Here is a 19,216-nt window from a genome sequence, read left to right as displayed (position 1 = left end):
GTCAAACATGACATAATCAAAACACATACACCACTGTCAAAAGGATCTTTCTCATGGCCTCTTTTAAGGACAACCTCGCCGAAGATGTCACCCTCGAGGGCACCGTCATGAACGGCGTTCTCACCGGACGCGACGCCGTACTGGCCCAGCTCGCCGTCGTCAGCCAGTTCTACAGTGAGCGCGTTGATCGGTTCCGCTTTGAGCACGATGACTACCTGGTGGAGGAGTACCAGGCCGTCGTTGCCGGCCGCCCCATCACCGCCACCGCCACCATGCACCGCGATGCGAGCGGGCGCTTCGACCATGTCGTGGTCAGCCACCGCCCCCTCTCCGCCGCCCTCACGTTCTCCAGACTGATCGCAGAATCGACCCTCGGATCCGACACCACGAACCGCTTCTATCGACCCGAGGGACAGACGTATCAGGACCTCCTGGCCTACGCCGATGAGCAGCCACACGGAGGCATCCGCCTCTAACACTCGGGCGGGGCTCGGCTCGGCCTGCCCACCCGAGTAGGCTGGAAGCATCATCCCCTATTTCGAAGGCGAGTACCGTGACTGAGTCGAACTCCCCCCTGAGCACCGCCGAACTGGCGCGGTTCATTGACCACACCCTGCTGGCCCCCACCGCGACCACCGCGGACGTGGAGGCCACCATCGCTGAGGCCGCCCGCCTCGGTACCAAGGCCGTCTGCCTGTCACCCTCGGTTCTGCCCGTGCAGATTCCCGCCGATGCCGACCTCAGCCTCGCCGTGGTGTGCGGATTCCCCAGCGGTAAGCACCACTCCTCCATCAAGTCGGCCGAGGCCGCACTGGCCGCGAGCCAGGGCGTGGACGAGGTTGACATGGTGATCGACATCGGTGCCGCCATCGAGGGCCGCTACGCCGACGTGGAGGCGGACATTCGCGCCGTCCGCGAGGCCGCTCCGGCTCCGGTCCTGCTCAAGGTCATCATCGAGTCCGCCGCACTGTCGGATGAGGCGATCGTGGCCGTGTGTGAGGCCTCCGAGCGCGCCGGCGCCGACTTCGTGAAGACCTCCACCGGGTTCCACCCGGCCGGTGGCGCCTCGGTACACGCCGTTGCCCTGATGGCCAAGACCGTGGGCGGACGCCTGGGCGTCAAGGCCTCCGGTGGAGTGCGCACCCGCGAGCAGGCCGAGGCCATGATCGCCGCCGGCGCCACCCGCCTGGGTGTTTCGGGCAGCGCTGCGCTGCTGGCCGACTCGGCCACCGACGGCCCCGCGGGCTACTAGCACACCACGCAAAACGGCCCCGGTCTCGCGAGAGCGAGACCGGGGCCGTTTGCGTGTCCGAAAGCTAGCACTTCCCCCGGCTACTCAGCAGGTCACCGGTCAGCGCGATGTCTTTCACATCGATCACGATGGTCGCGTTCTGCGGGGTCACCGTCAACGCGTTCAGCTCGGCACCGGGCGGCAGACGATCGGCGAGGCACACCGGGATCGGATCCTTGCCGAGGATCGCCTTCACGATCGGGTCGACATTGAGGTTTCCCACCGGGGAGGTAATCTCGGCACCCACGGGTTTCAGGGTCAGCGTGGTGCCGGAGACCGCGGGACTCGCGGTAATCTGCGCACCCAGCTCGATACCGAACGGACCGGATATCTTCTCCAGGTATCCGAAGACCCCATCGCCGAGCGTCAGCGCGCCACCGGGGGTGGGTGCCTTGATGAAGTCGTTGAGACCGTCCTGGTCAACGACGAGGCTCATCTGTGCGGCGTCCGCCGGGCGTTTGGGATCGATCGGCACGCCCTGAGCGCGGATATCGAAGCTCAGTGGTACCCCACGAATCACCGCGTTCTGGGCGCTGATCTCGACGTCCGCGAACGAACCGGACAGGAACTGGAAGAGCGGCCAGTCACCCTTGATTTTGACGCCCACGGGCCCCTGGAAGGTCGCCCCGGCGGATTCCGCAAGCTGCTTCACCGTGTCCTCGGTGACGCCGCGCACCAGGTTGTTGGCGATCAGGACGCCACCACCCAGCACGCCCGCCAGGACCACGCTCAGCACGCCGCCGACGATCCACCGGCGTCCGGTTCGCTTGGGCTTCGGCGGCTCCGCCTCATGTTCAAGTCGGGCCGCGTTGAGCCGTTCGAACAGCTCCTGGTTTGCCGATACCTCGGGTTGATCCCGATCACTCACTCTGCACTCCCCGATTCGATTCCTCTACTCCGAGGATAACGCTCGATCGCCCTCGCTCCGACACCACGCAAAAACGCCCACCCGATTCACAATCGGGTGGGCGTTTCAGGCGGGGTTACATGCGCTCGGGGGCGTCGACGCCCACCAGCTCCAGTCCGTTACGCAGCACGGTACCGGTGGCGTCATTTAGCCACAGACGCGTGCGGTGCAGGTCACCGACCTCCTCGTCACCAAACGGCAGCACGCGGCAGGCGTCGTACCAGCGGTGGTAGAGCGAGGCGACCTCTTCGATGTAGCGGGCCACGCGGTGCGGCTCGCGCAGGGTCGCGGCCTGGGCCACGATCCGCGGGAACTCCTGCAGGGCGCCGAGCAGGGCCGACTCGCTCTCGTGAACCAGCAGTTCGGGAGCGAAGGTGGAGCGATCCACGCCGGACTCGGCGGCGTTGCGGGCGACCGCGCAGGTGCGGGCGTGGGCATACTGCACGTAGAACACCGGGTTGTCGTTGGTGCGCTTGCGCAGCAGCTCGGGGTCAAGCGAGATGGGCGAATCGGCGGGGTAGCGCGCGAGTGAGTAGCGCAGGGCGTCGGTCCCGATCCAGGCCTGCAGGTCGTTCAGCTCGATGATGTTGCCCGCTCGCTTGGACAGGCGGGCGCCGTTGACCGAGACCAGCTGTCCGATCAGCACCTCGATGTCGCGCTCGGGGTTGTCTCCGGCAGCACCGGCCACGGCCTTCAGGCGGTGAACGTAACCGTGGTGGTCGGCACCCAGCAGGTAGATCTTGTGCTGGAAGCCGCGGTCGCCCTTGTTGAGGTAGTAGGCGGCATCGGCGGCGAAGTAGGTGAACGCACCGTTGCCACGACGGATCACGCGGTCTTTGTCATCACCGAAATCTGTGGTGCGCACCCAGATAGCGTCGTCTTTGTCATACACGTGACCCTGCTCGCGCAGACGGTCGATCGAGGAGTCAATCGCGCTCGGCTCGCCATTGTCGCCCGCGGCGTGCAGGGTACGCTCGCTGAACCACACGTCGAAGTGCACGTTGAAGCGCTCCAATGACTCGCGAATCTCGGCGAGCTGTAGCTGGTAACCGGCCTCGCGCGCGAGGTCGAGAGCGGCCTGGTCGTCAAGCTCGGTAATCTCCGGGTGGGCGGCCAGCACGGCGGCACCCAGCTCGGCGATGTAGGCACCCGGATATCCGTTTTCCGGAGTTTCCTCGCCGCGGATGGACGCGAGGATCGAGGCCCCGAAGTTGTCCATCTGGTTGCCGGCATCGTTGATGTAGTACTCGTTGGCGACCTTCGCACCGGCGGCACGCAGCACGCGGCCGAGAGAGTCGCCCAGTGCGGCCCAGCGGGTGTGGCCGATGTGCAGCGGCCCGGTCGGGTTTGCCGACACGAACTCGAGATTGATCGACTCACCGGCCAGGCTCGAACCCTGACCGTAGGCGGGGCCAGCCTCGACGATGGTCTTCGCCAGGGCACCGGCAGCGGCGGCGTCCAGACGGATGTTAATGAAGCCCGGGCCGGCAACCTCGGCACCGGCTACGCCGTCAATCTCGCCGAGGGCGGCAACGACGCTGGTGGCCAGCTCGCGCGGGTTGATGCCCAGCTTCTTGCCGAACTTCATTGCCAGGTTCGAGGCCCAGTCACCGTGGTCGCGGTTCTTCGGACGCTCCAGCGTGATGTCCTCACGAGAAATCTCGTCTGAGGATCCGGCGCGGGCGGCTTCGGCCAGCGGCAGCACGATGTTGTACAGGGCAAGTGAAAGGTCATCTGGGGTCACCCGCCCAGTCTACAGGCGCGCGGATATCTCAGAGTACCCCGGAGATCCCGGCATCTCACGCCGTTTATTGCTAACGTCGAGGAGTTCGGTTTGAAAGGACCCCATCGTGAGCATGTCTCTTCCCCGCTCCGCGCGACGCGCGAGCCTGTTCGCCCTGGCCACCGCAGGCCTTCTGCTCGTGACCGCCTGTGCCCCCTCGGCCGGCTCCGATCCGAGCGCCCCCGCAAGCGCTCCGGCAAGCGCCTCGGCCGACGCCACACCGGACCGTCCCGACGCATCGGCCACTCCCGGTGGCGAGGCAAGCCCCGGCTCGAGCACGGCACCGAGTGGTTCGGCCACCCCGGATGCGCCCGAGCTGGAGAGCGGTGTCGTCCCGATTACCTGTGCGCAGCTGCTCACCCCGGAGACCGTATACGCATACAACCCCAACGTCAGTGCCACCTCGGGCGCACCCGCCGCCGGCGGCACGGCCGAGCGCATCACCAACATCGGCGGCATCCACTGCCAGCTGACCAATAACTCCAGCAACACCGTCATCGACGTCGCCGTTGCCTCGCTGGATGCGGCCACGATCGAGGACCTCAAGAATGAGGCGGCCGAAACCAGCCAGCAGGTTCCGACCTACACGGCCCTGCCCGACGAGGGCTATTTCGGGCCGAAGCTGCTGAAGAACGGTAAGCGCGTGAACGAGGCTCAGATTTTCGTGGGCAACTACTGGATCGTGTTCGCCTCCGAGGAGTTCACCGAACCGGGTGCGATCGAGATGCTGAGCACCCCGGCGATTGCCGCACTGAAGGCCGCAAAGCTCTAACCCCGCCGCCCGATACCGCCACGGCGTGTCGCATTCCCGACGCGCCGTGGCGGTTCAAGCACCCTCATAAAGAGTGCTAATGTAGCACTCGTGCGCCTCCGTAGCTCAGGGGATAGAGCGTCGGTTTCCGGTACCGCAGGTCGGGGGTTCGAATCCCTCCGGGGGCACAAATGCAAACTGCGACAGGGTTTTCCCTGTCGCAGTTTTTCTTTTAAGTCGCGACCTCAGGATCACTGACGATCCCTCACCCCGCGCCGCTGCGCCGGGGACGTTCACACCCGCGTATCCGCTGCGCGTCTCCCGTGCCTGACCCGGGCCTTCCCGCTCATCGCGATGTTCGCGCTTGCGCGGGTATCCCGCGCGTGCAACAATATATCCCGCGCCTGCAACTAATGCGGGCGCGGGATATTTCCGTGGGACGACGTCGATAGCGCGCCCCCGCGACCAAGGAGACACGTCATGCCCCTCGCCCTCTATGCCCTCGCCATCGGCGGATTCGGCATCGGACTCACCGAGTTCGGAATCCTGGGCCTCCTCCCCGAGGTCTCCCGCGACCTCGGGGTCAGCGAAACCGCCGCCGGATACCTTATTTCCGGATACGCACTGAGCGTTGCCGTGGGTGCCGTATTCCTCACCGCCGCGCTCCTCCGCTTCGACCAGAAGCGCGCCCTGCTCGGGCTGATGATCCTCTTCATCGCCGGCAACCTGGTTTCGGCGCTCTCGACCGACTACTCCATGATGATGATCGGCCGCATCCTCGCCGCCCTCTGCCACGGTGCCTTCTTCGGCATCGGCACCGTCGTCGCCACCGGGCTCGTGAGTGCAGAGCGAAAGGCCGCGGCCATCGCCACGATGTTTGCCGGGCTCACCATCGCAAACGTCGCCGGGGTTCCGCTCGGCACGCTGCTCGGCCAGGCGGCCGGCTGGCGCTCAACGTTCTGGGCCATCACCATCATCGGCATCGTCTCGTTTGTCAGCATCGTGATCCTCGTGCCGAGTACGTCCAACGCACGCCAGAAGCCGGTGCCCGGCGTGCTGCGCCGCGAAATCGCCGCATTCCGTAACCCCCAGGTGTGGTACTCCATTGTGCTCACCATCCTGGGCTTCGGCGGGATGTTCGGTGCGTTTACGTACATCGCATTTACCCTGACCGAGGTATCCGGATTTGCAACCGCCGCCGTGCCCTGGCTCCTCATCGTCTTCGGCGCCGGCATGTTCACCGGCAACATCGTCTCGGGCAAGCTCACCGACCGCTTCCCCGCCCGCACCCTCGTCATCGCCTTTGCCGGGTTGACCGTCGTACTCGCGATCTTCGCCGCGGCCGCACAGAACCCGATCGTCACCATCGTGGCGCTGCTCCTGATGGGCGGATTCGGTTTCGGCACCGTCCCGCCCCTGCAGATGCGCATCATGTCTCATGCGGAGGCCGCCCCAACCCTTGCCTCCGGCGCCAACGTGGCCGCATTCAACATCGGCAACGCGCTCGGTGCCTGGCTCGGCGGGCTCACCATCGCCGCCGGACTCGGCTACACCTCTCCGCTCTGGGTGGGTGCCGCAATGACCCTCGGCGCGCTGCTCGTACTGATGGTCGCGGGCCGGCTGCGCGGCGGCGAGTTCGCCCGGGCACGCGCCGCGGCCGCACCGGTCACCCCGGCCGAGGTCTAGGCCGGAAGTATCTCGCGCGAGGAAACGACGACATCACGCTCACTCCTCGGGCATTCTCACCGCGGTCGGCCGGTTTTCGGTCGGCCGCGGTGTCGCTATTCGGGCTCGCCCGTCACGAAGTCAATCAGCTCCTCGACCCGACCGAGCAGAGCCGGTTCAAGGTCGGTGTAGGTGCGCACCCGGCCGAGGATGGTCTGCCAGGCGCGGGCGATATCCGCCTGATCGTCGTAGGGCCAACCAAAGGCTCGACAGATACCCTTCTTCCACTCGATCGACCGCGGAATGGTGGGCCACTCCTGAATACCGAGGCGGGAGGGCAGCACGGCTTGCCAGACATCAATGTAGGGGTGGCCAACGATAAGCACCGAATCGCCGTACTTCCCGGCGCGTACTTTCTCGGCGATGCGACTCTCCTTGGAACCGGGGATGAGATGATCAACCAGCACACCGATCCGCTTGCCCGGGCCGGGCTGATAGGTCGCGATCAGGGCATCCAGGTCGTCGATACCGCCGAGATACTCGACCACGACGCCCTCGATGCGCAGGTCATCGCCCCACACCTTTTCGACCAGCTCGGCATCGTGTCGGCCCTCCACGAGGATGCGACTGGCACGCGCCACCCGGGCCGGGGCATCCGCCACCGCAAACGACCCGGAGGCCGTCTTTTTACGCACCGGTGCCTGGGTTCGGCTGGGCACCACGAGGGACACCGGCTGGCCATCGACCAGGAAACCCGGGCCGAGCGGAAAAACCCGCACCTTGCCGAAACGATCCTCGAGCTTCACCATTCGGGTTTCGATACCCACGACCGCGCCCACCCAGCCGCTCTGTACCTCCTCGACAACGAGGCCGTTGTCGGCGGGGATCTCGGTGGAGGTCTTGGTGCCGCGGGTACGCCAGTTACCGGAGAGTACGTCTTCGCCGTATTGATCAAAGTCCACGAGCCCAACCTATCCTGAGCTGCCGAGCCGTCTCAAAACCGTGCCGACACGGGATCGCCGAAGCGACGAAGATGAGTCCTAGGCGGCGACAAGCTCGCGCGAGCGCGCGGACAGCTGGGCGGCAAGACCGCCGAGCAGGGCATCGAGCTGTTCCACGGGTGCCGCCGGGGCCTCCGGGTGCCACTGCACACCGGTGATCGGGAGGCTCGTGTGCTCGACCGCCTCGGGCAGGCCGTCGTGGGCCCAGCCGACAACCTTCAGGCCCTCACCCGGGGTCTCGATCACCTGGTGGTGTGCGCTCTGGCCGAGGATGTACTCGCCACCCAGGGTCTCGGCGAGGCCGGAGTCGGGGGCAAGCGAAACGGGGTGCTCGGTGAGGAGGTACTCGATCGGCAGAAACTCGTTGCGGTGACCGGGGTGCTCGATGTGCTCAACGAGCGAGCCGCCGAAGGCCACGTTGATGATCTGGTGGCCGCGGCAGATGCCGAGCAGGGGCGTACCGACGGTGGCGGCGCGCTGAACCACGGCGATCTGAGCCGCATCGGCCGTAGGGTAGTGCTTTCCACGACCCTCGTAAACCTCGCTCCCGCCGTAGAAGCGGGGGTCGATGTCTTCTCCGCCGCACACCACGATGGCGTCGGCGTCGCGCGTGGCGGCGAGCAGGCGATCGGTGCCGAGGTCTTCCGCGCAGACGCGGGTAACCGACCAACCGGCGAGCTCTGCACGGGCCACAAGCCCGTCGATCATGGCCCGGGTGTACCGTTCGTAGGCCCGCGCATGCGGACGCTGGGAGACTACCTCGATCACGGCGAGTTCGCGTTCGTTCGACATGTTCGGGGCTCCTTTCACGAAATCGGTGGCGGACACTTTCTCTATTCTGCGTGTAAAACGCTCAAGATGCGAGCTTCGGGCGTCATCTTCGGTCATATGACCCCGGTGCCGTCCCCCAAATTGATGCCAAACGTTTGTGGACGGCATGCGTTATCCCGCTCTAGACTCGCCGTAACGTACGCCGAAAGCCAAGGGGAGGGTGGGTGCGCATGCGCCGACGGAGGTATCCACGATCGGGAGGTGTCGCCCCATCGCGCGCCCGAACCGGGCTCGCCCTGACCACCCTGTTCCTACTCGGCGGGCTCGCCACAGCGAGCGGCGCCAGCGCGACGGTACCCCAAGTGACGGCACCCCAGGCACAGGTGCTCACGACGCAGCTGATCTCGGCTGGGGAACCCGTCAGCGCGCGGGCACCGGGCGTGCTCCCGGCCCAGACCCCGATTGATCTGGGTAGCACCCGCATCGCGGACCGCTCGGGCGTGCTCTCCGCCGCGGATGTGGCGAAGGTCGAGCAGGCCATCGCCTCCCTCTCGAACTCCTCCGGGCTGGACCTCTGGGTTGCGTACGTCGATCGTTTCGAAAGCCCCGAGGATGCCCAGGGCTGGGCCGATGCCGTGGCGATCAAGAACGGTCTCGGTGCCAAGCAGTACCTCCTGGCGATCGCCACCGAGGGCCGCACCTACTTCCTCTCGGCACCGCAGAACGGCCCGATCAGCGATGAGCGTCTCACCCAGATCGAGCAGGACCTCATTCGGCCGCAGCTCTCCGCAAACAACTACGCGGGAGCCGCACTCGCCGCGGTAGACGGTCTCGCGGGCAAGAACACCGGTTCGGCCGGAGGCAAGGACGGAACGGGCAGCGACTGGGGTATCCTCCTGGTGCTCCTGGTGATCGCGATCATCGCATTCGTCATCTTCATCGTTCTCCGTCGCCGTCGCCGCGCAGCGACCCCCGGCGGCCCTGCCGGCACGAACGCCCGGCCCATCGCCGAGCTGGAGCGTGAGGCGGGCAGCGCGCTGATCGCCGCCGACGACGCGGTCAAGACGGCCGAACAGGAGCTGGGATTCGCCATCGCGCAGTACGGCGAGGCCTCCACCGTTGAGTTCGGCACCGCGCTGGATACCGCCCGGGCGCACCTCGCCGAAGCATTTACGCTCAAGCAGAAGCTCACCGATGATGTTCCGGATACCGAGCAGGAAACCCGCGACTGGAACACGCGCATCATCGAGCTGTGCACCGAGTCCATCACCGCCCTGGAAAACGAGGCGGCGGCGTTCGAGCAGCTGCGCAAGATCGAAACCGATGCGCCCCGACTCATCCAGGCCGTGCACGCGGAAACCGACGCGGCCGAGGCCTCGATCGAGCCCGCCCGCATCGCGTACTCGGCCCTCGGCGAGCGCTACGCCGCATCGGCGCTGGCCCCCATCGCCGACAACGTGCAGCAGGCCACCGAGCGGGTCACGTTTGCGCGCGACGCCCTGCGCGTGGCCGAGGAGAAGCTCGCATCGGAGGAGCGCTCCCCCGCCGCCGTGGCCATTCATGCCGCCCAGGAATCGGCGGCCCAGGCCTCGGCGCTCACCGCCGCCATCGGCCGGCACGGCGATGAACTCGCATCCGCGGCCACGCAGGTGACCGCGCAGATCGCCGATCTCGAACACGACCTCGCCGCGATCCGCGGGCTCCCGGGTGCGGCCGGCCGCTACGACGCGGTAGTCGATGCCGCCGCTCAATCGGTGAGCGTCGCACGGAGCGATAGCGACCCGATCCGGGCCCTGGAAAAGCTCCACGACACCGATCAGGCGCTCACCCGGGTACTCGAGGAGGCGCGCGGCATTCAGGTCACCGCCGAGCGGCAGAGCGCCTCGCTGCAGTCCACCCTGGTGTCCGCACAGTCTCAGCTCTCCGCGGCGGAGGACTACATCGTCTCCCGGCGCGGCGCCATCGGTGCCGACGCCCGTACGGCCCTGGCCGAGGGCGGACGCTCGTTCGTACAGGCACGCGAACTCGCCGCCACCGACCCGCAGACCGCGCTCACCCATGCTCAGCGCGCCGACTCCCTCGGCCGGCAGGCCCTGGCCCTCGCCCAGCGCGATGTCGGCGGATTCTCCGGGGGCGACGGCGGCATGTTTGGCGGCGGAGGCGGAAACAACTCCGGCGGCGGTCTCGGCGGGGCAATCCTCGGCGGCATCATCATCAACTCCCTCCTCGGCGGCGGTCGCGGAAGCGGCGGCTTCGGCGGTGGAGGCGGGTTTGGTGGGGGCGGCGGCTTCGGCGACGGAGGGGGCGGCAGCCGTGGCCGTGGAGGCGGCGGGGGCGGCAGCGCACCCTCCGGTGGTCGCGGGCGCTCCGGCGGCGGAGGCGGACGCTTCTAGCCGGCAGTCAGACGCCCACGGACACAAATTTCACTCGCGGTTCCAGTTTCACTCGTCACTGTCAGTTTCATCATCGAAAGGAAGCACACCATGGCAAAGCAGTCGATTTTCGGTCGCATCGCGACCCTCGCCAAAGCCAATATCAATGCCCTGCTCGATTCGGCCGAGGACCCGCAGAAGATCCTCGACCAGCTGGTGCGGGACTACACCGGATCAATCTCGGACGCGGAGGGTGCCATCGCCGAAACCATCGGCAACCTGCGCCTGCTCGAGGACGACCACCGCGAGGATCTCCAGGCCGCGGAGGACTGGGGACGCAAGGCTCTCGCCGCGAGTTCCAAGGCGGACGAGTTCCGTGCGGCCGGCAACGCCGCCGACGCCGATAAGTTCGACAACCTCGCCAAGGTTGCGCTGCAGCGCCAAATCGGCGCCGAAAACGAGGCCCGCGCCGCGGAACCGCAGATCGCCGCGCAGACCGAGGTGGTCGACAAGCTCAAGGCCGGCCTGACCGGCATGAAGCAGAAGCTCGAGGAGCTGAAGTCGAAGCGCAGCGAGCTGGTGGCCCGGGCAAAGTCGGCCGAGGCACAGTCGAAGGTGGCCGATGCCGTCAAGAGCATCGATATTCTCGACCCCACCAGCGAGGTGTCGCGCTTCGAAGACAAGATTCGGCGCGAAGAGGCAAAGGTGCGCGGCCAGGCCGAGCTCGCCTCCTCGAGCCTCGATGCGCAGTTTGAATCGCTCGACGACCTCGGCGAGCTCACCGAGGTGGATGCCCGCCTCGCCGCACTGAAGGCGGGCAAGGCCCCGGCCAGCATCGAGGGCGGCGGATACTCGGCGCTCGAGTAGCCCGACCATCAGCGGGCCCGGGACGCGTCGTCCCGGGCCCGCTGCGCATCCCCCGGTCACGTCGCCCGCGACGCATGGCCCGCGGTGGTAGCGTTACCGGCAGCACCCGTTCCCCGGAGAAAGCCGCTCATGAACCCGTTTCTTGATTCCTGGATTAGCCGTCTCGGCTACCTTTACGCCACCGCCGTGGGCTGTGTCTGGGGCGCGCTGTGGTCCACCGGCAGGATTCGCCGAGAGGCCGGCCTCATCGTGTTCACCGGCCTCCCCAACTGGGCGTTCGGGCGCGGCGGCGTCTGCGTGGGCGGCTGCTATCTCACCTCGAATAATGACTCCCCCACGGTGCTCCGCCACGAGGCCATTCACAAGCGCCAGTGGCAGCGCTATGGCATGCTCATGCCGCTGCTCTATGCCCTGGCCGGACGCAACCCGCTGAAGAACCGCTTCGAGATCGAAGCCGGGCTCGAAGACGGTGGGTACCTGCCGCGAGGTTAGCGGTTCAGCCCGAAACGTACCGGCGTCTGTACGGCGGAAGCCGGCAGGGCGAGCGTTTCGGTGAGGTAGTCGAAGCAGTCGGCAACCGCATCAAACGGGCCACCCAGCCAGACCTGAGCCGCGGCGTCACGCTGGGCATCGACACGGGGCTGTTCGGCGGCCTGATCGGCACTCACGCTCTCGGTACACAGCATCTCGGCTGACCAGCCCTGCACGGCACGCGAAAGCGCCTGACCGGGAGCACACGCGCGGCCCGACCCGGGAGCACCGGTGCGCTCGGCACGGACGAGCCAGGAAACCACCATGCGGCTCGGGGCGCTCAGCACGCTCACCTGGTCCGCGGTGTCCACCTCGATAAAGACGCGACCCGTGGCACACATCGGCAGGGTTGCCAGCAGGGCCTCAATCTCGGGGAGATCCGCAAGCGTGCCGGCCACCAGGTGGGTAACACGATGCGCGTGACCAGCGGGAGAGTGCGGGGCGCGGCGGATGCGGGTGGGTGCGTCTGTGGAGATCATTTCACTTCAGTATAGGCTTACCTAACCCTGAGCACCAGGGGTGATTTTTCCCGGCGGATTCGTTCCCGTGTCGATTTCGTCACAAATTGCCCAACCCGCCCGGGCGGACGATAATTCGGTGAATAGTGAGTGAAAATAGGGAGGGCTAACCCGGCCCACCCGACGCTTTGAAAGGCATCCCCAATGCGCACCCCTCGTTCCCGGCTTGCCCTGGCAGCCGGCCTGGCCACCGTTCTGGCCCTCAGTGGCTGCGCTGCCCCGTCTCCGGATAAAACAGACGGCAGCGATGCCCACGTCACGGTCGGGCTCGTGCTCGAACCGACCGATCTCAACATCCGCAAGACCTCCGGCGTCGCCCTCGATCAGGTACTGCTCGACAACGTCTACGAGGGTCTCGTTCGGCGCGAAGCCGACGGCTCGGTGGCGGACTCCCTCGCGAAGTCGCACACCGTCTCGCCGGATGGCCTGACCTACACGTTCACGCTGAATGAGAACGTCCACTTCCACTCGGGAAACGCGCTCACCGCGCAGGATGTCGTGTGGTCGCTCACCCAGGTACTCGATGACGCGAGCGTCAAGGATCACGCCACCATCGCCGCCATTCGCACGGTAACGAGCCCCGACCCGCAGACGGTGGTACTGACCCTGTCGAATCCGGACAGCAACCTGCTCTGGAACCTCGGCGGACGCGCGGGCCAGATCCTCGAGGAGAAGGCCACCAACGACCTCGCGACCTCCGCGAACGGCACCGGGCCCTTCCTGCTGAAGAAGGGCGCCTGGAAGCAGGGCGACAGCCTGACCCTGGATCGCAATGACGACTATTACGGTGCCAAGGCGAAGGTCAGCGAGATTACCTTCCGCTACATTCAGGATCCCACGGCCGCAATCAATGCGACCCTCACCGGCGATCTCGACGTCCAGACCGGCGTGGACGCCAACCTGCGCCCGCAGCTCGCGCGCGACGCCGATGTGAAGGTGACCGAGGGCCGCACCACCGATAAGTACACGCTCGTGTTCAACCCGAAGGTTCCGGCCCTGGCCGACCCGAAGGTGCGCGAGGCGCTGCGCACCGGCATCGATCATCAGGCGATCATCGACTCGATCGGTGGCGCGGGTGTGCCCCAGGGCGGCCCGATCCCCGAGCTCGATCCCGGCTATCAGGATCTCACCAAGGAGATCACGTTCGACCCGGCAAAGGCCAAGTCGCTGCTCGCCGAGGCGGGTCAGAGCAACCTCACGCTGACCCTCACCGTGGCCAACCACTACCCCACCGTGATCTCCAACGTCCTCACCTCGCAGTTCAAGAACATCGGTGTCACGCTGAAGGTCAACCGGGTGGAGTTCCCCACCTGGCTGAACGACGTGTACACCAACCACGATTTTGATCTGTCGCTGGTGAACCACGCGGAGTCCCGCGACTTCTCCAACTGGACGAACCCGGACTACTACTTCGGTTACAACAACCCCACGGTACAGGCGCTCTACGCCGAGTCGGTGGCCGCCACCGATCCGAAGGTCGTTGATGAAAAGCTCGCCGAGGCCGCACGCCTGGTGGCCGCGGACAATCCCGCCGACTGGCTGTTCACCGGGAAATCCCTCACCGCCGTGCGTTCGGGCGTGACCGGCTTCCCGACGGACTCCACCACCTCCCGCCTGTACCTCGCCAATCTGACCGTCACCCGATAACACACCTTCGTGACCCGTTTCCTGCTTTCCCGCGGGCTCCTGCTTGTGCTGGGGCTCGCGGTGGCGAGCGTGCTCATTTTCTTGGCGCTGCGTTTTCTGCCCGGGGATGTGGCGCAGGTCATTGCGGGGACGGACGCCACCCCGGCCCGGATCGCGGCGATTCGAGAGAGCCTGGGGCTTGATCGCCCCCTTCCGGTGCAGTACTTCGAGTGGGTGGGTGGCCTGCTGCGCGGCGACCTCGGCAACTCGGTGGTGACCGGGACCCCGGTGGCGAGCGAGATTGCCGAGAAGGCGCAGGTTACGCTGCCACTCGCGCTGCTGTCGATGCTGATCGGGCTGGCCATTGCCGGGCCGCTGGGTGTCGCGGCGGCCCTGCGTCGCGGTCGCCCGGCCGGGTTTGTGCTGAGCGGTTCGGCCCAGGCGCTGGCCGCGGTGCCGGTGATCTGGGCGGGCATGCTGCTCGTGATTGTGTTTTCGCTCTGGCTGGGCTGGCTGCCCGCGCAGGGCTTCCCTCGGGCGGGGTGGTCCGATCCCGGAGCCGCGCTGCGTTCGCTCCTGCTGCCGGCGATCACGATCGGCATTATCGAGGGTGCCGCGCTGCTGCGCTTTGTCCGCTCGGCGACGCTCGGCGTCATGGGGCAGGACTTCATCCGTACCGCCGCGGCCGCCGGTCGTACCCGCACCGGAGCCCTGCTCACCCACGGGCTACCGAGCGTCGCGCTGTCGATCGTCTCGGTACTGGGCATCCAGGTGGCCGGGCTGCTCGTGGGCACGGTGCTGGTCGAAAACCTCTTCACCCTGCCCGGCATCGGGCGAATGCTGGTGGCCGATGTGGGTAACCGCGACCTCACGAAGGTGCAGAGCGAGGTTCTCGTGCTGACCGCGATCGTGCTGATCATTGGCACCCTCGTCGACGTCATTCACCGCCTGGTGGATCCCCGAGCCCGGGAGGTCACCGCATGAGTGGGTTCTCACGTCTGCTGCGCCATCCGGCGGGCCTGTTCGGCCTGATCGTCGTGGCGGTACTCCTGGTTGCCGCGGGGGTTTCCCTGGTGTGGACCCCGCACGACCCGGTGTTTACCGACTCCACCCGGCGCTGGCTCGCGCCCACCTGGGAGTATCCGTTTGGCACCGATAATTCCGGCCGGGATATCTTCAGCCTCATCCTCGCGGGCTCCCGCGTCACCGTCCTCGTCGCCGTGGGTTCGGCCCTCGGCGCGGGAATCGTCGGGTTGTTGCTTGCCGCGTTCGGGGCGCTCACCCGGCGCTGGGTTCGCGAGAGCGTCGCGGTGCTCATCGACGTCCTGATCGCGTTCCCGACCCTGCTCATCGCGATGCTGCTGGCGGCCGCTTGGGGTGGCTCGCTGCTCGTGGTGATCGTGGCCGTGTCGATCAGTTTCGGGGTGAATATCGCCCGGGTCACCCGCCCGGAAATTCGTACGGTGCTCGCCGCCGACTACGTGCTCGCTGCCCGTGCCTCGGGAATCGGGAGCTGGGGCATCCTGCGACACCACGTGCTCCCCAACATCGCCCCCATCGTGATCGTGCAGCTCTCCTGGGGCATGGCACTGGCGGTGCTCGCCGAGGCCGGGCTGAGCTATCTCGGATACGGTGCGCCGGCGGATACGCCCTCCTGGGGCCGGCTGCTCTCCGAGCTGCAGACCTACATCGGCATCCAGCCACTCTCGGTGTTCTGGCCCGGTGCCGTGATCACCGTGACCGTACTCGGCCTCAATCTGCTGGGCGACGGCCTGCGCGATGTGACCGACCCCACCCTGTCCGAGCCGGCTACATCCGCGGGAGGCAACGCATGAGCCTGATCGTCGATAATCTACGCATCGCGTTTGGCGAGCGCGTCGTGGTGCACGAGGTGAGTTTCGAGGTGGCCCCCGGCGCACGGCTCGGCCTGATCGGGGAATCCGGCTCGGGGAAGTCGCTGACCGCACTCGCGATCCTCGGGCTCCTCCCCGAGGGCGCGCACGCCTCGGGCAGTATCCGGCTGGATGGCGAGGAACTCCTCGGGCGCTCCGACCGTGAGCTCGCACGCATTCGCGGTGCCCGGGTCGCGATGGTCTTCCAGGAACCGCGGACGGCGCTCAACCCGCTGCGCCGCATCGGCGCGCAGATCGCCGAGCCCGCCCGCATTCATGAGGGGCTGACGCGGGCCCAGACCCGCGAGCGGGGCACGGAGCTCGCGCGGCGGGTGGGGCTGCCCGAGCCCACCGAGATCCTGCGTCGCTACCCGCATGAGCTCTCCGGTGGCCAGCGGCAGCGGGTCAGCATCGCCGCCGCGCTGTCCGCCCATCCGCGCTACCTGCTGGCCGATGAACCAACCACCGCGCTGGATGTCACCGTGCAGTCTGAGATCCTGGCCACCTTTGACGAGCTGGTGCGTGGCAGCGGCAGCGGCCTGCTGTTCATCACCCACGACCTCGCGGTGCTTTCACGCATTGCCGATCATGCGGTGGTGATGTCCGAGGGGCGGATGGTGGAATCGGCCCCGGTGCCGCAGCTACTCACCGCCCCCGTATCCGAGCTCGGTCAGCGGCTGCTCGCCGCCGCCCGCCGTACCGCGTTCCGTCCGGGAGGCACAGAATGACCGTGCAGAACCCCGATACCGCCTGGTTCCCCGGCCCGCCCCTGCTGCAGGCCGTGGGGCTGGGCCGCAGCTATCACGCGCCGCGCGGGGCGGCGAACGGCCGCGCCCGCACCGCGCTCTCCCCCACCGATCTCGTGATGCACGATGGCGATAGCCTCGGCATCGTGGGCGAGTCCGGCTCGGGCAAGACCACGCTCGTGCGCCTGCTCACCGCGCTGGATGCCCCGAGCAGCGGCCGGGTCGACTTCCACGGCCAGACGATCGTGAGTGCCGAGGGCTCGGTGCGCAAGCAGATCCGCGGAAAGACCCTCAACTGGTTCCGTCAGCACACCGGCGTGGTCTTCCAGGATCCCTACGCCTCCCTTGACCCGCGCATGAGCGTGGGCCGCATCATCGCCGAACCCCTCATCGGATTGGGCGTCGCCGGGGACCGCCGAGCGCGCGTGCGCGAGGTCCTGGTGCAGGTCGGGCTGCCCGCAGACTTTTCCGAGCGCTACCCGCACCAGCTCTCCGGCGGCCAGCGGCAGCGTGTGGCCATTGCACGGGCGATCGTGCATCGACCCACCCTCCTGGTCGGAGACGAGCCCCTGAGCGCCCTGGACGTCACCGTGCGGGCACAGATTCTCGAACTCCTGGTCTCGCTGCGCGCAGAACTCGGGCTGAGCCTGATCATGGTCTCGCACGACCTCGGCGTGGTGCAGGAGCTGTGCGACACCGTCGCCGTCATGCACGAGGGGCAGATCGTTGAGCACGGGCCCACCGCCCGGGTCTTTGCGACCCCCGAGCACCCCTACACTTCGCGGCTGCTCGCCTCGGCACTCCCCCTGCCCGGAGCCTGACTCCCCGGTTAAACGCGGCCGCGGCCGCCCGGAAAACCGGATGGCCGCGGCGGCGTCTCGCGACTACTTCTTGGTGCGGTCGCGCTTTTCGCGCACACGCATGTTGACCTGAATCGGCGAACCCTCGAAGCCGTACACCTCGCGCAGGCGGCGGGTGATGAATCGACGGTAACCCGGGTCCAGGAAGCCCGTGGTGAACAGCACGAATGTGGGCGGACGGCTGATCGCCTGGGTACCGAACAGGATGCGCGGCTGCTTGCCACCACGCAGCGGGTGCGGGTGCTCGGCAACGAGCTCGGTGAGGAAGGCGTTGAACTTACCGGTGGGGATGCGGGTGTCCCACGACTCGAGCGCGAGCTCGAGGGCCGGGACCAGCTTCTCCAGGTGACGACCGGTGCGGGCCGAGATGTTCACTCGCGGGGCCCAGGCCACGTGGGCGAGGTCCTGCTCGATTTCACGCTCGAGGTAGCGACGGCGGTCATCGTCCAGCATGTCCCACTTGTTGAAGGCGAGGACCAGGGCACGACCGGATTCCAGCACCAGGTCGATGATGCGCACGTCCTGCTCGGAGATGGGCTGGGTCACATCCAGCAGCACCACGGCAACCTCGGCCTTTTCCAGGGCCGCGGAGGTACGCAGCGAGGCGTAGAAGTCGGCACCCTGAGCGAGGTGCACCCGGCGGCGAATACCGGCGGTGTCCACAAAGCGCCAGACCTTTCCGGCCAGGGTGATCTGCTCATCCACCGGGTCACGGGTGGTTCCCGCGAGGTCGTTCACGACCACGCGCTCCTCACCGGCGGCCTTGTTCAGCAGGCTGGACTTACCAACGTTCGGACGACCGAGCAGCGCGACGCGGCGGGGTCCGCCAACCTCCTGCTTCGCCACGGCCGAGATCTCGGGCAGCTTCTCCATGATGGCGTCAAGCAGGTCCGCGACACCGCGACCGTGCAGGGCCGAAACCGGCCACGGCTCGCCGAGGCCCAGCGACCACAGCGAGGCGGCGTTGGGCTCCTGGCGCACGTCGTCCACCTTGTTGGCCACGAGGAATACGGGCTTGTTGATCTTGCGCAGCAGCTTCACGACGTGCTCGTCGGTGCTGGTGGGGCCCACGTTGGAGTCCACCACAAACATCACGACGTCGGAGAGCTCGATCGCGACTTCGGCCTGAGCGGCCACGGAGGCGTCGATACCGCGAGCGTCGGGCTCCCAACCACCGGTGTCGACGAGGGAGAACTTGCGCTCATTCCACTCGGCCTTGTAGGTGACGCGGTCACGGGTCACGCCGGGGGTGTCCTCCACGACGGCCTCGCGGCGACCGAGGATGCGGTTGACCAGCGCGGACTTACCCACGTTCGGGCGGCCCACGATCGCAACCACCGGCAGGGCCGGCAGGTAGCGGATGGCGTTGGGGTCATCGGTGACACCGGCAAGAACGTCAAAGTCGTCCTCATCCAGGTCGTATTCTTCAAGGCCCAGGCGCAGCGCGCTGGCGCGCTGGCTGACGAGCTCGTCATCGAGGCCTTCGAGGCGCTCGGCGAAGTCTTCGTCCGCGGGCAGGTCTTCGTAGTTGTCAGGTGACATCTGCGGTGTTCTCTTTCTGGTGAGAGCCCAGGTGTTGCGGGCTCGATGGTGATCGCGGGGCGATCGTACCGCCGGGGTCGGTGGACACCTGCG

18 protein-coding genes and 1 tRNA gene are annotated in these 19,216 nt (G+C 67.1%); 13 read left to right on the top strand and 6 right to left on the bottom strand.

The genetic code is table 11. The annotated features are described in order from the left end of the window. Window positions 1-53 precede the first annotated feature (53 nt). Together D9V32_RS14655 and deoC are read left to right on the top strand one after the other, a co-directional pair. A complete protein-coding gene (locus tag D9V32_RS14655; RefSeq protein WP_121649662.1) occupies window positions 54-476 on the top strand; it encodes a hypothetical protein in 423 nt (140 codons plus the stop codon). Between the two features lie 77 nt (window positions 477-553). After that, on the top strand, window positions 554-1,252 hold the full coding sequence (deoC, locus tag D9V32_RS14650) for a deoxyribose-phosphate aldolase (RefSeq protein ID WP_220700720.1): 699 nt from the start codon (window positions 554-556) through the stop codon (window positions 1,250-1,252). Window positions 1,253-1,316: 64 nt separating this feature from the next. Here deoC and D9V32_RS14645 read toward each other — a convergent pair whose 3' ends face one another. Continuing rightward, on the bottom strand, window positions 1,317-2,159 hold the full coding sequence (locus tag D9V32_RS14645; RefSeq protein WP_183086339.1) for an LmeA family phospholipid-binding protein: 843 nt from the start codon (window positions 2,157-2,159) through the stop codon (window positions 1,317-1,319). A 115-nt stretch (window positions 2,160-2,274) separates the two neighbouring features. Further along, window positions 2,275-3,942 (bottom strand): arginine--tRNA ligase, encoded by a 1,668-nt coding sequence (gene argS / locus D9V32_RS14640; RefSeq protein ID WP_121649660.1) that lies wholly within the window; start codon window positions 3,940-3,942, stop codon window positions 2,275-2,277. Between the two features lie 106 nt (window positions 3,943-4,048). Between argS and D9V32_RS14635 the strand changes: the two genes are divergently transcribed. The 3 genes from D9V32_RS14635 to D9V32_RS14625 all read left to right on the top strand — a co-directional run bounded on the left by D9V32_RS14635 (window position 4,049) and on the right by D9V32_RS14625 (window position 6,418). Continuing rightward, entirely contained in the window at window positions 4,049-4,753 is a 705-nt protein-coding gene (locus D9V32_RS14635; protein WP_183086338.1) for a hypothetical protein, read from the top strand. 94 nt (window positions 4,754-4,847) lie between these two features. Next, a tRNA-Arg gene (locus tag D9V32_RS14630) sits at window positions 4,848-4,920 on the top strand. Window positions 4,921-5,212: 292 nt separating this feature from the next. After that, window positions 5,213-6,418, top strand: coding sequence for an MFS transporter (locus tag D9V32_RS14625; protein ID WP_121649658.1), 1,206 nt, complete (start codon window positions 5,213-5,215; stop codon window positions 6,416-6,418). 95 nt (window positions 6,419-6,513) lie between these two features. Here D9V32_RS14625 and D9V32_RS14620 read toward each other — a convergent pair whose 3' ends face one another. Together D9V32_RS14620 and D9V32_RS14615 are read right to left on the bottom strand one after the other, a co-directional pair. Next, on the bottom strand, window positions 6,514-7,359 hold the full coding sequence (locus tag D9V32_RS14620) for a DUF3097 domain-containing protein (RefSeq protein WP_121649657.1): 846 nt from the start codon (window positions 7,357-7,359) through the stop codon (window positions 6,514-6,516). 78 nt (window positions 7,360-7,437) lie between these two features. Continuing rightward, window positions 7,438-8,190 carry a gamma-glutamyl-gamma-aminobutyrate hydrolase family protein gene (locus D9V32_RS14615; protein WP_121649656.1) on the bottom strand — a complete coding sequence of 251 codons (753 nt, stop codon included), beginning with the start codon at window positions 8,188-8,190 and terminating at the stop codon, window positions 7,438-7,440. A gap of 341 nt (window positions 8,191-8,531) precedes the next feature. Between D9V32_RS14615 and D9V32_RS16590 the strand changes: the two genes are divergently transcribed. The 3 genes from D9V32_RS16590 to D9V32_RS14600 all read left to right on the top strand — a co-directional run bounded on the left by D9V32_RS16590 (window position 8,532) and on the right by D9V32_RS14600 (window position 11,900). After that, window positions 8,532-10,562 carry a TPM domain-containing protein gene (locus D9V32_RS16590; protein ID WP_183086337.1) on the top strand — a complete coding sequence of 677 codons (2,031 nt, stop codon included), beginning with the start codon at window positions 8,532-8,534 and terminating at the stop codon, window positions 10,560-10,562. A gap of 90 nt (window positions 10,563-10,652) precedes the next feature. Further along, window positions 10,653-11,408 carry a PspA/IM30 family protein gene (locus D9V32_RS14605; protein ID WP_121649654.1) on the top strand — a complete coding sequence of 252 codons (756 nt, stop codon included), beginning with the start codon at window positions 10,653-10,655 and terminating at the stop codon, window positions 11,406-11,408. Between the two features lie 129 nt (window positions 11,409-11,537). After that, window positions 11,538-11,900, top strand: coding sequence for a Fe-S oxidoreductase (locus D9V32_RS14600; RefSeq protein WP_121649653.1), 363 nt, complete (start codon window positions 11,538-11,540; stop codon window positions 11,898-11,900). Here D9V32_RS14600 and D9V32_RS14595 read toward each other — a convergent pair. Further along, on the bottom strand, window positions 11,897-12,418 hold the full coding sequence (locus tag D9V32_RS14595) for an SIP domain-containing protein (RefSeq protein WP_121649652.1): 522 nt from the start codon (window positions 12,416-12,418) through the stop codon (window positions 11,897-11,899). The genes D9V32_RS14600 and D9V32_RS14595 overlap by 4 nt on opposite strands. 183 nt (window positions 12,419-12,601) lie before the next feature. Here D9V32_RS14595 and D9V32_RS14590 point away from each other — a divergent pair, with 183 nt between their 5' ends. The 5 genes from D9V32_RS14590 to D9V32_RS14570 are packed head-to-tail and all read left to right on the top strand — an operon-like array spanning window position 12,602 to window position 17,542. Next, window positions 12,602-14,104, top strand: coding sequence for an ABC transporter substrate-binding protein (locus tag D9V32_RS14590; protein ID WP_121649651.1), 1,503 nt, complete (start codon window positions 12,602-12,604; stop codon window positions 14,102-14,104). A 9-nt stretch (window positions 14,105-14,113) separates the two neighbouring features. Beyond that, entirely contained in the window at window positions 14,114-15,067 is a 954-nt protein-coding gene (locus tag D9V32_RS14585) for an ABC transporter permease (protein ID WP_121649650.1), read from the top strand. Then, window positions 15,064-15,918, top strand: a complete 855-nt coding sequence (locus D9V32_RS14580) for an ABC transporter permease (RefSeq protein ID WP_121649649.1) — start codon at window positions 15,064-15,066, stop codon at window positions 15,916-15,918. Before D9V32_RS14585 ends, D9V32_RS14580 begins: the two co-directional genes overlap by 4 nt. Further along, window positions 15,915-16,703 (top strand): ATP-binding cassette domain-containing protein, encoded by a 789-nt coding sequence (locus D9V32_RS14575; protein ID WP_121649648.1) that lies wholly within the window; start codon window positions 15,915-15,917, stop codon window positions 16,701-16,703. The genes D9V32_RS14580 and D9V32_RS14575 overlap by 4 nt, the downstream gene beginning before the upstream one ends. Then, the gene (locus D9V32_RS14570) at window positions 16,700-17,542 is read left to right on the top strand and encodes an ABC transporter ATP-binding protein (protein ID WP_121649647.1); all 843 of its coding nucleotides are present in this window, start codon (window positions 16,700-16,702) and stop codon (window positions 17,540-17,542) included. Before D9V32_RS14575 ends, D9V32_RS14570 begins: the two co-directional genes overlap by 4 nt. A gap of 63 nt (window positions 17,543-17,605) precedes the next feature. Here D9V32_RS14570 and der read toward each other — a convergent pair whose 3' ends face one another. Further along, window positions 17,606-19,123: a ribosome biogenesis GTPase Der gene (gene der / locus D9V32_RS14565; protein WP_121649646.1), complete on the bottom strand. Its 1,518-nt coding sequence runs from the start codon at window positions 19,121-19,123 to the stop codon at window positions 17,606-17,608. Window positions 19,124-19,216: the final 93 nt, after the last annotated feature.

Origin of the sequence: Mycetocola tolaasinivorans (genome assembly GCF_003667565.1) — a bacterium.
In the GTDB taxonomy this organism is placed as follows: Bacteria; Actinomycetota; Actinomycetes; order Actinomycetales; family Microbacteriaceae; genus Mycetocola; species Mycetocola tolaasinivorans.
This window is presented reverse-complemented; position numbering and strand designations above follow the sequence as displayed.

What these genes read in the sequence shown, in the direction of transcription:
- D9V32_RS14615 (WP_121649656.1), bottom strand. Translation starts at nt 8,190, where the DNA reads ATGTCGAACGAACGCGAACTCGCCGTGATCGAGGTAGTCTCCCAGCGT.
- der (WP_121649646.1), bottom strand. Translation starts at nt 19,123, where the DNA reads ATGTCACCTGACAACTACGAAGACCTGCCCGCGGACGAAGACTTCGCC.
- D9V32_RS14590 (WP_121649651.1), top strand. Translation starts at nt 12,602, where the DNA reads ATGCGCACCCCTCGTTCCCGGCTTGCCCTGGCAGCCGGCCTGGCCACC.
- D9V32_RS14580 (WP_121649649.1), top strand. Translation starts at nt 15,064, where the DNA reads ATGAGTGGGTTCTCACGTCTGCTGCGCCATCCGGCGGGCCTGTTCGGC.
- D9V32_RS14655 (WP_121649662.1), top strand. Translation starts at nt 54, where the DNA reads ATGGCCTCTTTTAAGGACAACCTCGCCGAAGATGTCACCCTCGAGGGC.
- D9V32_RS14595 (WP_121649652.1), bottom strand. Translation starts at nt 12,418, where the DNA reads ATGATCTCCACAGACGCACCCACCCGCATCCGCCGCGCCCCGCACTCT.
- D9V32_RS14575 (WP_121649648.1), top strand. Translation starts at nt 15,915, where the DNA reads ATGAGCCTGATCGTCGATAATCTACGCATCGCGTTTGGCGAGCGCGTC.
- D9V32_RS14570 (WP_121649647.1), top strand. Translation starts at nt 16,700, where the DNA reads ATGACCGTGCAGAACCCCGATACCGCCTGGTTCCCCGGCCCGCCCCTG.
- D9V32_RS14605 (WP_121649654.1), top strand. Translation starts at nt 10,653, where the DNA reads ATGGCAAAGCAGTCGATTTTCGGTCGCATCGCGACCCTCGCCAAAGCC.
- D9V32_RS14625 (WP_121649658.1), top strand. Translation starts at nt 5,213, where the DNA reads ATGCCCCTCGCCCTCTATGCCCTCGCCATCGGCGGATTCGGCATCGGA.
- D9V32_RS14600 (WP_121649653.1), top strand. Translation starts at nt 11,538, where the DNA reads ATGAACCCGTTTCTTGATTCCTGGATTAGCCGTCTCGGCTACCTTTAC.